The sequence below is a fragment of the Halanaerobaculum tunisiense genome (assembly GCF_054657635.1).
The window spans coordinates 1-13,818 of sequence record NZ_BAAHYI010000013.1 but is presented as its reverse complement, the minus strand read 5'-3'; the positions used below and the strand labels follow the sequence as shown (position 1 = coordinate 13,818).

The 13,818-nt window shown below is 33.9% G+C and carries 17 protein-coding genes; 13 read left to right on the top strand and 4 right to left on the bottom strand.

Going from position 1 to position 13,818, the window contains the following annotated elements; translation table 11 throughout:
* Nucleotides 1-42 precede the first annotated feature (42 nt).
* The 3 genes from metG (at nt 43) to ACYQ3D_RS10715 (ending at nt 3,393) form a co-directional block, all read left to right on the top strand.
* On the top strand, nt 43-1,983 hold the full coding sequence (metG, locus tag ACYQ3D_RS10725) for a methionine--tRNA ligase (RefSeq protein WP_459838371.1): 1,941 nt from the start codon (nt 43-45) through the stop codon (nt 1,981-1,983).
* Between the two features lies 1 nt (nt 1,984).
* Nucleotides 1,985-2,740 carry a TatD family hydrolase gene (locus ACYQ3D_RS10720; protein WP_459838370.1) on the top strand — a complete coding sequence of 252 codons (756 nt, stop codon included), beginning with the start codon at nt 1,985-1,987 and terminating at the stop codon, nt 2,738-2,740.
* Between the two features lie 74 nt (nt 2,741-2,814).
* The gene (locus ACYQ3D_RS10715) at nt 2,815-3,393 is read left to right on the top strand and encodes a TatD family nuclease-associated radical SAM protein (protein WP_459838369.1); all 579 of its coding nucleotides are present in this window, start codon (nt 2,815-2,817) and stop codon (nt 3,391-3,393) included.
* 41 nt (nt 3,394-3,434) lie between these two features.
* Here ACYQ3D_RS10715 and lplA read toward each other — a convergent pair whose 3' ends face one another.
* From lplA to ACYQ3D_RS10695, 4 genes are all read right to left on the bottom strand, one after another.
* A complete protein-coding gene (gene lplA, locus ACYQ3D_RS10710; protein ID WP_459838368.1) occupies nt 3,435-4,433 on the bottom strand; it encodes a lipoate--protein ligase in 999 nt (332 codons plus the stop codon).
* Nucleotides 4,423-6,147 (bottom strand): dihydrolipoyl dehydrogenase, encoded by a 1,725-nt coding sequence (lpdA, locus tag ACYQ3D_RS10705; RefSeq protein ID WP_459838367.1) that lies wholly within the window; start codon nt 6,145-6,147, stop codon nt 4,423-4,425. Before lpdA ends, lplA begins: the two co-directional genes overlap by 11 nt.
* Before the next feature lie 62 nt (nt 6,148-6,209).
* Nucleotides 6,210-6,563, bottom strand: coding sequence for a carboxymuconolactone decarboxylase family protein (locus ACYQ3D_RS10700; protein WP_459838366.1), 354 nt, complete (start codon nt 6,561-6,563; stop codon nt 6,210-6,212).
* A 94-nt stretch (nt 6,564-6,657) separates the two neighbouring features.
* Nucleotides 6,658-7,086 carry a MarR family winged helix-turn-helix transcriptional regulator gene (locus tag ACYQ3D_RS10695; protein ID WP_459838365.1) on the bottom strand — a complete coding sequence of 143 codons (429 nt, stop codon included), beginning with the start codon at nt 7,084-7,086 and terminating at the stop codon, nt 6,658-6,660.
* Nucleotides 7,087-7,410: 324 nt separating this feature from the next.
* Between ACYQ3D_RS10695 and ACYQ3D_RS10690 the strand changes: the two genes are divergently transcribed.
* From ACYQ3D_RS10690 to ACYQ3D_RS10645, 10 genes are all read left to right on the top strand, one after another.
* Nucleotides 7,411-8,430 carry a LacI family DNA-binding transcriptional regulator gene (locus ACYQ3D_RS10690; protein WP_459838364.1) on the top strand — a complete coding sequence of 340 codons (1,020 nt, stop codon included), beginning with the start codon at nt 7,411-7,413 and terminating at the stop codon, nt 8,428-8,430.
* Nucleotides 8,423-8,980 carry a ribonuclease M5 gene (gene rnmV / locus ACYQ3D_RS10685; protein ID WP_459838363.1) on the top strand — a complete coding sequence of 186 codons (558 nt, stop codon included), beginning with the start codon at nt 8,423-8,425 and terminating at the stop codon, nt 8,978-8,980. The genes ACYQ3D_RS10690 and rnmV overlap by 8 nt, the downstream gene beginning before the upstream one ends.
* Nucleotides 8,967-9,824 carry a 16S rRNA (adenine(1518)-N(6)/adenine(1519)-N(6))-dimethyltransferase RsmA gene (gene rsmA / locus ACYQ3D_RS10680; protein ID WP_459838362.1) on the top strand — a complete coding sequence of 286 codons (858 nt, stop codon included), beginning with the start codon at nt 8,967-8,969 and terminating at the stop codon, nt 9,822-9,824. The genes rnmV and rsmA overlap by 14 nt, the downstream gene beginning before the upstream one ends.
* A gap of 108 nt (nt 9,825-9,932) precedes the next feature.
* A complete protein-coding gene (locus tag ACYQ3D_RS10675) occupies nt 9,933-10,202 on the top strand; it encodes a Veg family protein (protein WP_459838361.1) in 270 nt (89 codons plus the stop codon).
* 383 nt (nt 10,203-10,585) lie between these two features.
* Nucleotides 10,586-11,590 carry a chymotrypsin family serine protease gene (locus ACYQ3D_RS10670; protein WP_459838360.1) on the top strand — a complete coding sequence of 335 codons (1,005 nt, stop codon included), beginning with the start codon at nt 10,586-10,588 and terminating at the stop codon, nt 11,588-11,590.
* Between the two features lie 93 nt (nt 11,591-11,683).
* Nucleotides 11,684-12,331 (top strand): CAP domain-containing protein, encoded by a 648-nt coding sequence (locus ACYQ3D_RS10665; RefSeq protein ID WP_459838359.1) that lies wholly within the window; start codon nt 11,684-11,686, stop codon nt 12,329-12,331.
* A gap of 107 nt (nt 12,332-12,438) precedes the next feature.
* Nucleotides 12,439-12,753: a hypothetical protein gene (locus ACYQ3D_RS10660; RefSeq protein ID WP_459838358.1), complete on the top strand. Its 315-nt coding sequence runs from the start codon at nt 12,439-12,441 to the stop codon at nt 12,751-12,753.
* Between the two features lie 67 nt (nt 12,754-12,820).
* Nucleotides 12,821-13,063, top strand: a complete 243-nt coding sequence (locus ACYQ3D_RS10655) for a hypothetical protein (RefSeq protein ID WP_459838357.1) — start codon at nt 12,821-12,823, stop codon at nt 13,061-13,063.
* A 125-nt stretch (nt 13,064-13,188) separates the two neighbouring features.
* Complete coding sequence (locus ACYQ3D_RS10650) at nt 13,189-13,455, top strand: hypothetical protein (protein WP_459838355.1); 267 nt, start codon at nt 13,189-13,191, stop codon at nt 13,453-13,455.
* Between the two features lie 79 nt (nt 13,456-13,534).
* A partial coding sequence (locus ACYQ3D_RS10645) for a hypothetical protein (RefSeq protein ID WP_459838354.1) occupies nt 13,535-13,818 on the top strand: 284 nt, incomplete at its 3' end.

Below are 13,818 nucleotides of genomic sequence, written 5' to 3'. Positions count from 1 at the left end.
TTTTACATTAGCAATTGTTAATTAATAAAGGGAGGGATAAAAATGAGCAAGGATACTTTTTATGTTACAACACCAATTTATTATCCAAATGATGAGTTACATATTGGTCATACGTATACTACTACGGCAGCAGATACAATTACTAAGTTTAAAGAGTTACAAGGCTATGAAACGGAGTTCATTACTGGTTCTGATGAGCACGGCCAGAAGTTACAGCAGGCTGCTCAGGAACATGGCATGGAGCCTCTAGAGTATATTGATGGTATTGTGGATAGCTTTAAAGATTTATGGGACCAGTTACAGGTGGATCACACTGAATTTGTGCGAACTACTAGTTCAGATCATAAAGCAGATGTCCAGCATATTTTTGAGAAGTTGTATGAGCAAGGTGATATCTACAAGGATAAGTATGAGGGGTATTATTGTACTCCTTGTGAGACTTTTTGGCAGGAAAGAGAGTTGAATGAGACTGGAAATTGTCCTGATTGTGATCGAGATGTAGAGTGGATGGAAGAGGAAAGCTACTTTTTTAAAATGTCTCAGTATGAAGATCAACTACTAGATTTTTTAGAATCTAATCCAGATTTTATTCAACCAGCTAGACGTTGTAAAGAAATGGTTAACTTTATTGAAGATGGATTGGAGGATTTATGTATTTCCCGGGCCAGCTTTGATTGGGGAGTTCCCGTTCCGATAGATGATGATCATGTGATTTATGTCTGGTTTGATGCTTTAATTAGTTACTTAACTGGGATTGGGTTCCAGAGAGAGGATAAATTTAGTGATTATTGGCCGGCTGATGTTCACATTGTAGGGAAGGATATTCTCCGGTTCCATACTATTATCTGGCCTGCTATCTTAATGGCGGCTGATATGTCCTTACCTAAGCAAGTATTTGGACATGGCTTTTTATTAGTTGAAGGCGGTAAGATGTCTAAGTCTAAAGGGAATGTGATTGATCCTAGTAAGTTGATTGCTGACTTTGGAGTTGATGCTGTTAGATACTATTTATTGAGAGAGATTGCCTTTGGATCTGATGGTTCTTATTCTACTGAGTCCTTTATTCAACGAATTAACTCTGATTTAGCTAATGATTTAGGTAATTTGTTAAATCGAACGATAGCTATGGTGGATAAGTATTTTGACGGGCAAATCCCTACTCCAGAAAAAGAAACAGAGTATGATGCTCAGCTAGAGGAGTTGGCCCAAGAAGTATTTACTAAGGTAGAAGAGAATATGGATCAGTTACAGTTTAGTACTGCCTTAGAAGAATTATGGAGATTGGTCAGAAGGACTAATAAGTATATTGACCAGACTGAACCTTGGGTATTAGCTAAGGACGAGTCACAGCAGGATAAGTTGGCCACAATACTTTATACTTTATTAGATAATCTAAGAAGAATTGCTATTAGTCTAGTTCCCTTCTTACCTGAAGCTCCAGCTAAGATGTGGCAACAGATTGGTATTTCAGCTAAGTTAGAGGAGCAGACTTGGGAAGATGTTAAGGTCTTTGGTCAATTAGAGCCGGGTACTGAAGTACAAGCAGGAGATCCGATCTTCCCGCGGATTGATATTGAAGAATACTATGCTAGTTTAGATGAAGCAGATACTGAAACAGTAGACAATGAAAAGGAGGAAGAGGAAATGACAGAAGAAGATTATATTAGTTTTGATGAATTTGGTCAATTAGATTTAAGGGTTGCAGAAGTTTTAGAGGTGGAAAAGATTGAAGGTAGTGATAAGTTACTTAAGGTGCAAGTAAAATTAGGAGAAGAAGAGAGACAATTAGTAGCTGGTATTTCTAAGCATTATGAACCAGAAGAATTAAAGGGAAAAAAGGTAGTTATGATTGCTAACATGGAACCAGCTACTATCTTTGGAGTTGAATCTAACGGTATGATTTTAGCAGCTTCTAATGATGAAGGTGAGTTGACAGTAACTACTGTTGATCGGGATATTGCTAGTGGAGCTCAGGTGAAGTAAGATGTTAATTGATACTCATGCTCATCTCGATTTTTCTCGGTTTGATAATGATCGTAGTAAAGTAATTCAGGATGCTTATCGAGCGGGAATCAAGCAGATGATTAATGTAGGTGCTGATATGGAGTCCAGTCGTAACTCAGTTGAGTTAGCCAAGAAATATAATTTTATTGCTGCTAGTGTAGGAGTCCATCCTCATGATGCTAAGTCCTTTACTGAGGATGATTATCAGGAACTAAAAGATTTAGCCGCTAAGGATGAGGTAGTAGCTCTAGGAGAAATGGGGCTAGATTATCACTATGGTAATTCTCCTCGGCAGAAGCAACAGGAAGTATTTAAGAGACAATTACAGTTAGCTAGGGAAGTAAATTTACCAGTCATTATCCATAGCCGTGATGCTAGAGAGGATACTTTATCTATCTTGCAGGAAGAAGCTAGTGATTTAGATGGTGTACTCCATTGTTTTGCCTATGATTTGGAGGTAGCTAGAGAAGTACTTGAGTTAGGCTTTTATATAGCCTTAGGTGGTTTAATTACTTTTGTTAAAGATATAAGAATGGTAATTCCTAATCTTCCCTTAGAAAAAATGATAATAGAGACTGATGCTCCTTATTTAACTCCGGAACCTTATAGAGGGCAAAGAAATGAACCTAAGTATGTTAAACAAGTAGCTAACAAGATTGCTGAAGTCAAGAATACTAGTTTGGAAAAAGTAGCTAAGCAAACAACAGATAATGCGCAAGAATTATTTAGTTTATAAGCATAAGGTGCTAGTTGTTTTTAAACAACTGGTACCTTATTTTTATAATCATAAATATAAAGGGAGGAATAATAATGACTATTACTTATCAGTTAGGAAATAAATTATATATTAATTTGACTAATCGTTGTAGTAATGATTGTAAATTTTGTATAAGAAGGTTTAAAGATGGAGTAGGAGACTATGATTTATGGTTAGATAAAGAACCAACAGTTGATGAAGTGATTGCGAATATTGATGATGTAAATCAATATCAAGAGATAGTTTTTTGTGGTTATGGAGAACCTTTAATGCGAATTAATGAAGTTCAAGAAATAAGTCAGTATTTAAAAGAAAATCATCCACAAATTTCAATTAGAGTTAATACTAATGGTCAAGCTAATTTGATTCATAATGAGAATGTATTATTAAAATTAGAAGATCTGATTGATGTAATTTCTATTAGTTTAAATGCTTCTACGGTTGATAGGTACCAAGAAATTTGTCAATCACAGTTTGGAACACAAGCTTTTAAAGCAGTAATTGAATTTATTAAGGAAGCTAAGAAAAGGATTCCTAAAGTTATTGTTTCAGTAGTTGCTAGTTCTAAAGTTGATGTAACAGCCTGTAAAAATTTAGCTCAAGACTTAGGAGTAGAATTTAAAGTGAGGTAATTTAAATAAAAAGAGACTGTTTTAAAACAGTCTCCAACTATTTAAATATCTTTTTCAGCTAGCCAATTTTTAATATCCTTTATAATTTGTTCTTCTTTTTTATCTATTTTGACTTTTTCTAAGTGATCTATAATAGTATCTAACTGGAAAGGTATATCTTCTAATACAGAGGTTAATCTGTCTATAATTGAACAATTCATAGCATCTGAATAAATAGTTACTGAATTAATAATTCCTTCTTTTAAGTTTAATCCTAACTGAATTTCTCCCCAAGAAAATCTAGTTTCAAATAAAATATCAAAATCAGGTGTATTTCCAAATCTCCACTCCCAAGAAGAATATTTTTGATATAAGCCATTTAGTTTTGGTATATCTTTATTAGTCTTTAATTCATCTATAATCTCACCATAGTGATTGATAAAACTTTCTTTTAAAGCGGTAGCCATTTTATTTATAGTAATAGAAGCTTCTATATCTGATAAGTTAGCTACCCTTGCTTGAATTGAATCAATTCCTTTAGATGATATTTTCTCTTTAGAAACTTGTAAATATTTGTTTAATTTTTCTAACTCAGTAGAAATTAGAAGTGTCCCATGATGTAAAGCTACATTTTTTCTTTGGTAAAAGGCATTTCCAGATATCTTTTTTTTTCCACTAATTAAATCATTACGACCACTAAATTTTGCTTTAACCCCAAACTTATTAAGGGCATCTATAATTACTTGCATTTGTTTTTCTAGATCATATATTTCTTTATCCATTACAAAGGTATAATTTAGATTGCCTAAATCGTGATAAACGGCCCCTCCTCCAGATGATCTACGGGCCAACTTTCCTCCGTCTTTTTCTAACTTTTTCCAGTGACATTCTTTCCAAGCATTTTGGTTTTTCCCAATAACAACTGTATTATCATTTTGCCATAGATATAAAATAATCTCACCTTGTTTAATTTTATTCATTAAATATTCTTCTAAAGCCAAATTATACCATGGATTGTAGCTAGTAGATTGAATAATTGCTGGTTTGATTTTATTCTGCAAAATGAAGTGCCCCCCCTTCAACAGCTAAAGCTCCTTCATGAACTACTTCAGATGTTGTTGGATGAGCATGGATTGTTTCAATAACATCTTTAGCCGTCAGTTCATTTTCAATAGCAAGAGTAACTTCAGCAATTAAATCAGTAGCATGTGCGCCAATGATTGTTCCTCCGATAATCTTATCAGAGTCTTTATCTTTAATCAGTTTAATAAATCCATCTTTGTCACCTAAAGTCAATACTTTTCCGTTAGCAGCAAAGGGAAACTGGCCAATTTCAACATTTAATCCTTTATTTTTAGCTTGTTTTTCTGTTATGCCTACCATAGCAATTTCTGGATCCGTAAAGACAGTTCCAGGCACAGTTGAATAGTCCATTTCAACTTCTTCACCCATTATATTTTTAACAGCTATAATTCCTTGATGAGAAGCTACATGAGCTAAAAACATTTTATTAGTAACATCTCCAATAGCATAAATATTAGGAATATTAGTCTGCATTTTATCGTTTACTTTTATTCCTTGTCTATCTTGATTTAGCTTAATATCTAAATTTTCAACGCCTAAATCTTTAAAATAAGGTTTTCTTCCTGTAGCTGTTAAAACTGAATTTGTAGTTACATATCTTTGCTCTTCATTTTTAGTAAAAGAGACTATAAATTTATTATCTTCACTTGCAATAACTTCTTCCACTTTAGCTTCAGTATATAATTTGATTCCTTTTTCTTGGGCAATACGATTAATTTCTTGGGATACATCAGTATCAAAAGTAGACAAAACATCTTCTAAATATTCAATTACAGTAACTTCTACTCCTAAATTTTTATAAATAAACGCAAACTCCATTCCAATAACTCCGCCACCAATAATTGTAATTTCATCTGGTAAGTTATCTAAGTTAAGAGCTTGAGCACTATTTATTACTCCAGAAGTATCTAGTCCTTTAATTGGTGGAGTAGCTACTTTAGAACCAGTAGCTATAATAATATTATCAGATTTAATAGTAAATTTTGTATTAGCTTCTTGTACAGATATAGTTTCTTTATCTAGTAGTCTTCCTTTACCATTGATTACTTTGACACCATGGCTATCTAATAGATGTTTAATTCCTGAAACTAACTGGTTAACAACTGTATCTTTACGTTTGATTACTTGTTTCATATCAACAGAAACATCCTGTGTTTGACAGCCAAATTTTTCAGCATGTTTTAAATTTTTATATACTTTAGCTGATTTAACTAAAGATTTTGTTGGAATACATCCTCTATTTAAACAAGTACCTCCAACTGTATTTTTTTCTATCAAAGTTACGTTAGCTCCTAGTTTAGCAGCCTTAATAGCAGCTACATAGCCCCCTGGTCCACCACCAATGATTGTAATATCACTTTTGATTTCTTTTTCTTTAGTTTCTGAAAGAGAATTAAAATAATCAAAATTGTTATTCTGATCATCGTTATTATTAGATTTAGAATTAGTATTATTAGATTTAATTTGTTCTCCTTTAATTTTAGCTAAGGTATCTCCTTTCTGTACCGTTTGGCCTTCTTTAACTTCTATATTCTTTATAGTTCCACAATTGTTTGCAGTAACGGTTATATTATTCTTATCTCCTTCAATATCAAATAATTTATCATCAGTTTCAATCTTTTCTCCAGTCTTTTTATAATTTCTGATGACTTTTCCTTGTTCTAATTCTGTTAATTTAAGATTAATAACCATTGTATGCCTCCTTATAATATAAAATTAAGGCAGTATAATCATTATACTGCCTTATAAGTAAATTATTCAAAGTCAGATTCAAATTCATCAATTGCATCTTTTAATAATGTAACAGAATAAGCCATAGACGGGCCAGCTCCAAAGGCAACAGATACCATAGCACTTTCCATGATTTCTTCTCTAGTTGCACCTGCTTCTAATGCTTTATAAACATGAAAAACAATACAATATTCGCACCGATTATAAGCAGCAATACTAATACCAATTAGCTCTTTAGTTTTAGTGTCTAAATTGTTTGGTTTAAATGTTTCTCCTAATAGATTCATAAAGGCACTAACTTCACTTTCATTAGTTTCTTGAACTTCTTCTAAACCTTGTTGAAAACTTTGTAACATTTCTCTTGGATCTTTAGCCATTATAATACCTCCTTATAATTTAATTAGCATCCTAATCATTAGGATGCTAATTAAATTATAACAATTATTTTCCAAAGATTCAACTTATAATTCTTTAAACTTTATCTATATTTTTAATCATTTTATTTAGAACCTTTTTGAAAACTTCAATTTCGTTTTCAGAAATACCTTCAGAACATATTTGGCTCATTCTATTTCCTTCTGGGAGGGTTTTTTCTCTAATTTCTTGTCCTTTGTTAGTTAAATGAAGATTAAATTTTCTTTTATCTTGCGGATTCCTTCTTTTTTCTACATATCCTTGCTTTTCAAGTCTATTAATTAATCCGGCTACACTAGAGCCTTTAATATTCATTAGTTCACCTAATTCTTTTTGACTTAAATCTTTATACTTACCTAAATAATATAATGCTATCCATTGTACACGAGTGATATCCCAGCATTCTAGTCTTTTGTTAAATGCATCAGCTAATTTTTTTGATGTTTTGTTGGTTAAAAAAGCTATACAAGTCTCAATATCAAACATAATATTGCTCCTTTCTTTATAATATGAATTATTAAAATTAATTTGAAGATAATTATACCATACTCTTGAATAAATCTCTAACTGTTTAGCTGTTAAGTGTCTAGAAGTTTTTAAGTGTGGTAGTTCAAATAGCTTTGTGATATTATTATTTTAGGAATTTATATATTTTTTACTAGTAAGTTTCTATAACTTTTTATTATGCATTGATTTAATTGGTTAATTGAATTATATTAAATAGTAGGACTTTATAATTAATTGGTTTTTAGCAGATATTGATTATAGTTATAATAAAAAATGTTGAACTAGCACAGGAAGGAAGATAATATGTCTACAATTAAAGATGTAGCTAAGAAAGCTGGGGTTTCCCCTTCGACTGTCTCCCGGGTAATTAATAATCATCCTCGAATTAGTCAGGATACTAGAGAGCAGGTACTAGAATCAATGGATGAGATTGGGTATCATCCTAATATTATTGCTCGTAATTTAGTTAATCAACAGACGAATACTCTAGGGTTGGTGATGCCTTATTCTACCGAGGAAGCTTTTGCTGATCCTTTTTATGCTGAAGTGTTACGCGGAATTGGGGCTATGGCCCAGAGTAAAGGTTATAGTCTGTTGTTGATTACTTGTGATGGTCAAGAAAATGAGGTCAATGCTGCCTTGCGAGCTGTTAAGGGCAAGCAAGTAGATGGTTTATTGCTATTAAGAGTGAGAAAGAATGATCAATTAATCAAGGAACTAAAGGAGTTGGAGTTTCCCTTTACAGTAGTTGGTCGTCCAGAAAATGAAGATAATAACTACTGGGTTAATAATGATAATATTCAATCTAGTAAGCAATTGATAGATTATTTGTTAAATCTAGGACATACTAAGATTGGGGTAATTACTGGTAGTAAAGAATATATTGTTTATCAGGATAGATTAGCAGGCTATCAGCGAGCTTTAGAAGAGCAAGGAATTACTTATCAGCAGGATTATGTAGCTCAGATTATTGGTAAGCAAGAGTCAGCTTACGAACAGGCAAAAGAATTGTTAAAAGCCAATCCCGAAATCACTGCTTTATTTGGTGTTGATGACCAGATGGCTTATGGTATAGTGCAGGCAGTAAGAGAGTTAGACTTAGATATTCCAGAGGATATTGCTGTAGTAGGCTTTAATAATAATCCGTTATCCAATTTGATAACTCCGCCGTTGACTACTATGGATATTAATACTTATCAGCTAGGTAATCAGGCAACTGAGTTATTAATTAAAGTAGTTAATGACCAAGTAACTGATTATTGTCATCAACTAGTACCTACTGATCTGATTATTAGAGAGTCCTGTGGTGGCCAAGATGATTAAAGAAGTTATTGTAGTAGAAGGTAGAGATGATGTGGATGCTATAAAAAGAGCAGTAGAAGCAGAAGTGATTATTACTGGTGGTTTTTCTTTTGGGGAACAAGTGATAGAACAGATCAGATTGGCCCAGCAGAGGAAAGGGGTTATTATCTTTACTGATCCTGATCATGCTGGAGAGTTAATTAGAAAGAGGATTAAAGCTGAGGTGTCTGGTTGTAAAGATGCTTATTTAACTCAGGCTGAAGCTATTAAGGATAATGATATTGGGATTGAGAATGCTCCTCCAGAAGCTATCCAGGAAGCACTTAGCAAGGCTCAGGCCGAGCATGAGTCGCAAATAGAGCAATTTAGTAAACAAGATTTAATTCAATTAGGGTTATTAGGGAATCCGCAAGCAAAAGAAAAGCGTAGGTTAGTAGGAAAGGAATTAGGAATTGGATATGCTAATGGAAAGCAGTTTTTAAACCGGCTTAATCATTATGGAATTAGTCCGCAAGAATTAGTAACTGCTGTAGAAAAAGTAACTAGAGGTGATAATAATGAAAATAGCTAAACCAAGTCAGACTAAAGAAATATTAAATAAACATAACTTGAATTTAAAAAAGAGTTTAGGTCAGAATCTATTAGTTAATAGTAGTATTTTAAATGAAATTGTCAGAGTAGCTGATATAGACGAGGAAGATACTGTAGTGGAGATTGGCCCGGGGATTGGTTCTTTAACAGCTCAGTTAGCTGATCAAGCAGGTCAGGTAATAGCTGTAGAACTAGATGAGAGATTAATCCCTGTATTAGAAGATACTTTAGCGGGATATAATAATATTGATGTTGTTCAGGGCGATGCCCTAGAGGTTGATTTTGATCAGCTAGCTGGGACCGGATATAAAGTAGTAGCTAATTTACCCTACTACATTACCACTCCGATTATAATGAGGTTACTAGAAGAAGATTTTGCAGTGGAGAACTTAGTGGTTATGGTTCAGAAAGAAGTGGCTGAGAGAATGGTGGCTACTCCAGAAGATGGCAAGGACTATGGGACATTATCGATTGGTGTCCAATATCATACTAGGGGCAACATCGCCTTTACTGTGCCCCCTACTGCTTTTTTACCCCAACCTAAAGTCCATTCTGCAGTAGTTTCTTTGGAAAAATTAAATCAGCCTAGAGTTGATGTAATAGATGAGGAGTTTTTCTTTCAAGTAGTCAAAGCTGGTTTTCAACAACGGAGAAAAACAATCCGTAATTCATTAAGTAAAGCTGCTAATATTGATTTAAGTCGTGATTTAGTCGATCAAGCTTTAGAAAAAGTAGGAATTGATTCGATGAGAAGAGGAGAAAAATTAAGTGTAGAACAATTTGGTCAATTGAGTGATGCTCTATATGAGTTGAAGTTTAATTAAGTATTTATTGACAAATCTCTTCCCCTCTGATATAATTAATGTTCTTGCAAAAATATAATAAGTATGTTATAATGATAGGCAACTCCGACGTAACGAAAGGGGACACTAATGGCGGATACTAACATTTTAAACCAGATTAAATCTGATCTTGAATCTTTTGTTGGTGAACCGGTAACACTTAAAGCTAATCAAGGTCGTCGAAAAATAATTAGACGAGAAGGAGTCTTGGAAGATACCTACCCTAAAGTTTTTGTAGTTAAAGTAGAGGGCAGCCAAACTCCTCGTCGTATGTCCTATAGTTATGCAGATGTGCTAACGGAAACTGTTGAAGTAGAAATTAAAGATAATGAAATGAAGATCGGTTGTATTACTGTTTAAAACTCCTCAATTGAGGAGTTTTTTTATTTTTTTGTTAAATGGATAAATAGTTGTTAGTCGTGTGCTGTGTGTTGTGTGCGGATGCTTTTTATCACGAAAAGTTTCTGTGAAACTTGTAGGATCAGCCAGTTCAAAACATCTAACCTCTTAAAATTACTATGTTTCAAAGAATTAAAGTAGATTTATGGTTCTGAATTTGATTTGCCTCACGACTCACCCTACAGGTCTAGAAAGCAGATCTTTCGTAATGAAGACCATTTACAGACAGCTGATAGCTGTGGCACGAAAGTGCCACAATATATCAATATTACCTCCCTTCTTTCACGAAACTGGTTCCGGGATGAATATACTAGAAACAACTGAAGCTGAAAGGAGGGACGATGATGAGTAAGATTCAAGAATTAATTAATGAATATAAACAGGAGATATTTTCTTTAGAGAATGTAGTAGGAGTAGGACGTGGTTATAAAGAGGTTAATGGTCAACAGACAGATCAGGAGTGTATTAAAGTCTTAGTAGAAAAAAAGGTGGCTAGTGAAGAATTGGATAATGGTCATCTAGTGCCCCAAAGTCTGGGGGAGCAAGAGACTGATGTTATAGAAGTCGGGCAAGTAGAATTATTAGCTAATGACCAAGTAAGAACAACAAAGTTAAGACCGGCTCAACCAGGGGTTAGTATTGGGCATTATAAGATCACTGCGGGAACTTTTGGAGCAGTAGTTAAGGATAATGAGACTGGAGAACCATTGATTTTATCTAATAACCATGTACTAGCTAATATTACTGATGGTCAAGATGGCAGAGCCCAGATTGGAGATGATATCTTACAACCAGGTAGTTATGATGGAGGCGAAGAAGAACAGGATGTAATTGGAGAGTTAGCTAGATTTGTTCCTCTATATGATGACCAAGGGCCAAATTGTCCTATTACCTTAGGAGTTAATCGTTTACTCAGAGGATTTGGAAAATTATTCAATCTGCCTTTTGAAGTGGGATCTATGGCTATAGAAAATAAAGTCGATTGTGCAGTTGCTGAACCTAAATCGACCGATGTAATTGAATCAGAAGTTTTAGGAATTGGAGATGTTACAGAGGTAGCTGATCCTCAGTTGGATATGGTAGTTAGAAAAAGCGGGCGGACTAGTGGGTTGACTAAGTCTAAGATTAAGGCTGTTAGTGCAACAATTAAAGTTCAATTATCTTCGTCTAGGTCAGCTCTTTTTACAGATCAGATTATTACTGAACCTTTTTCTAAACCTGGTGATAGTGGAGCATTGGTAGTTAATGAGCAAGGTCAAGCTGTAGGGCTTTTATTTGCTGGTTCGGATAAAAGTACTGTCTGTAATAGAATTAATAATGTCTTAACTGCTCTAGAAGTTAGTTTGTAGTTTTTACAAAACTTCCATAAGTTACATTACCTGAATTTAACTAACCTATGGTATAATTAAAATTAAAACCTGGTAATTTAGAGGAGGTTAGATATGACAGCAGATAAACTAGTTAGTCTAGGATTAATTTTAGTACTAGTTTTTCCTGTATTAGCTATAACAAGTACTGAATTAGCTTTTGCAAGTACTGGAGCTGACTGGGGCTCAGGCTTTTTGAACATACTACAAGAGCTATTGAATGTTATCTTCTTTGGATTATTTGATGAATCACAATCTAGTGGAGAAGATAATCAAGCTGAAGAAGTAGAAGTTACTATTGAAGAAGATTGGACAGCAAGGGAAGTTAATTCCTTATCAGCTGCTGAAAAAGAAATGTTGAACCTTATTAATCAAGCTAGGGCTGAGGCTGGATTAGAGCCCTTACAGATTGATTATAGGCTAGTTAAGATAGCCCGGGCCAAAAGTCGGGATCTTATCGAGGAGGATTATTTTGCTCACCAATCTCCTAATTATGGTTCGCCCTTTGATATGATGGATGAGTTGGCTATTAATTATTATTTAGCTGGAGAAAATTTAGCTGGAGCAGCTAATGTGGAGTTGGCCCATCAGAATTTAATGGAGAGCCAGGACCACCGAGAGAATATTCTTCATCCTGATTTCACTCACGTTGGGATTGGAATTATCTCTGGTGGATCCTATGATAAAATGTATAGTCAGGAGTTTGCTGATTTAGAAAAGTAAAATAATAATTTATAAAGAGGGATTTGGTAGAAAACCAAATCCCTCTTTTATTTTTAGGTAACAAGATGTTGGTAACAACATATTATATAGCGAAAGGAGGGGATAGAATGGCTGATAATGAAGAAGTTGCAACTACAGATATTGAACCTATAGAGGTTGAAGTTGATGATAGCGTAACAGGTGAGAGTAGTAATTGCTCGTGTAGCCAAGAATTAAAGGCATTATTAAAGGAATTAAAGACTAATTGTGAAGAAGTAACTATCTTTATTCAGACTGGTAGTCAATGTTGTAAAAGAACAGGTTGTATTTGTGCAGTAGATGATTGTTTTGTTACCTTAGCTAAGAGAGAAGATAGTTGCCAGCGGATCTTTATTTTACTTGATTGTATTTGTGCTGTCAAAAATTGTGTTGAAGAAGCATGACATGTAAAAAATAACACGTTTCCTATCTTTCTTCATAATATATAGTAATAGGAAAGGAGGGGTAGTGATGAGAGACTGTTGTAAAGATGATTTAAGAGACTTATTAGAAGATTTTAAGGATGAATGTGAAGAGGTAACTATTTTCATCCAGACAGGTAGTGAGTGTTGTGCCCGAACAGGCTGTATTTGTGATGTAGATGATTGCTTTGTAACTTTATTCGATACAGATGATGCTTGTCAACGAACCTTTATCTTACTTGATACTATCTGTGCAGTTAAGAATTGTGTTGATCAGAGAAATCGCTGCTGATAGGCTAGTTAATATTAAATGAGCCTTGTAATTAAACAGTCCTTTTAGTACTGTAGATATTTATTAACGAATCTTAGTTATTCGTCATATTATATAGTGAATAACTAAGGAAGGGGGGGCTAGAGATGGCTGAAGCGCAAGGACGTCGGAGTGATCGTTGTAGAGATGAGTTAAAAAAGTTATTAAAAAGATTGGAAACTGAATGTGAAGAGGTAACTATCTTTATTCAAACAGGTGATGAGTGTTGTGCTCGAACAGGCTGTATTTGTGATGTAGATGATTGCTTTGTAACTATATTTGATACAGATGATGCTTGCCAACGAACCTTTATCTTACTTGATTGTATCTGTGCAGTCAAGAATTGTGTTGATGGTAAGAGGGGTAGTTGTTAGATAAATTAAAGATTGATTTTGGGGGAAGGGTTTAGTCCTTCCCTTCTACTATATAAGAGAAAGGAGGGAGGAGATAGATTTGAGAGAAATATGTAAAAAAGAACTAAAAGAATTATTAAGAAAGTTAGAGACAGATTGTGAAGAGATAACTATTATTATCCAATCAGGAGAAAAATGTTGCAAACAGACGGGCTGTATTTGTGATATTAGTGATTCTTTTGTTATACTAGTGGATTCTGATGGTGATTGTCAGAGGAATTATATTTCGCTTGATTGTATTTGTGCTATTACTATTTGCGATAGAGATGATTGTGAAGAAGATGAATGCGGTAGAAGAGATGATTGTGAAGAAGATGAATGCGG

What these genes read in the sequence shown, in the direction of transcription:
- metG (WP_459838371.1), top strand. Translation starts at nt 43, where the DNA reads ATGAGCAAGGATACTTTTTATGTTACAACACCAATTTATTATCCAAAT.
- ACYQ3D_RS10720 (WP_459838370.1), top strand. Translation starts at nt 1,985, where the DNA reads ATGTTAATTGATACTCATGCTCATCTCGATTTTTCTCGGTTTGATAAT.
- ACYQ3D_RS10715 (WP_459838369.1), top strand. Translation starts at nt 2,815, where the DNA reads ATGACTATTACTTATCAGTTAGGAAATAAATTATATATTAATTTGACT.
- lpdA (WP_459838367.1), bottom strand. Translation starts at nt 6,147, where the DNA reads ATGGTTATTAATCTTAAATTAACAGAATTAGAACAAGGAAAAGTCATC.
- ACYQ3D_RS10700 (WP_459838366.1), bottom strand. Translation starts at nt 6,563, where the DNA reads ATGGCTAAAGATCCAAGAGAAATGTTACAAAGTTTTCAACAAGGTTTA.
- ACYQ3D_RS10695 (WP_459838365.1), bottom strand. Translation starts at nt 7,086, where the DNA reads ATGTTTGATATTGAGACTTGTATAGCTTTTTTAACCAACAAAACATCA.
- ACYQ3D_RS10690 (WP_459838364.1), top strand. Translation starts at nt 7,411, where the DNA reads ATGTCTACAATTAAAGATGTAGCTAAGAAAGCTGGGGTTTCCCCTTCG.
- rnmV (WP_459838363.1), top strand. Translation starts at nt 8,423, where the DNA reads ATGATTAAAGAAGTTATTGTAGTAGAAGGTAGAGATGATGTGGATGCT.
- rsmA (WP_459838362.1), top strand. Translation starts at nt 8,967, where the DNA reads ATGAAAATAGCTAAACCAAGTCAGACTAAAGAAATATTAAATAAACAT.
- ACYQ3D_RS10675 (WP_459838361.1), top strand. Translation starts at nt 9,933, where the DNA reads ATGGCGGATACTAACATTTTAAACCAGATTAAATCTGATCTTGAATCT.
- ACYQ3D_RS10670 (WP_459838360.1), top strand. Translation starts at nt 10,586, where the DNA reads ATGAGTAAGATTCAAGAATTAATTAATGAATATAAACAGGAGATATTT.
- ACYQ3D_RS10665 (WP_459838359.1), top strand. Translation starts at nt 11,684, where the DNA reads ATGACAGCAGATAAACTAGTTAGTCTAGGATTAATTTTAGTACTAGTT.
- ACYQ3D_RS10660 (WP_459838358.1), top strand. Translation starts at nt 12,439, where the DNA reads ATGGCTGATAATGAAGAAGTTGCAACTACAGATATTGAACCTATAGAG.
- ACYQ3D_RS10655 (WP_459838357.1), top strand. Translation starts at nt 12,821, where the DNA reads ATGAGAGACTGTTGTAAAGATGATTTAAGAGACTTATTAGAAGATTTT.
- ACYQ3D_RS10650 (WP_459838355.1), top strand. Translation starts at nt 13,189, where the DNA reads ATGGCTGAAGCGCAAGGACGTCGGAGTGATCGTTGTAGAGATGAGTTA.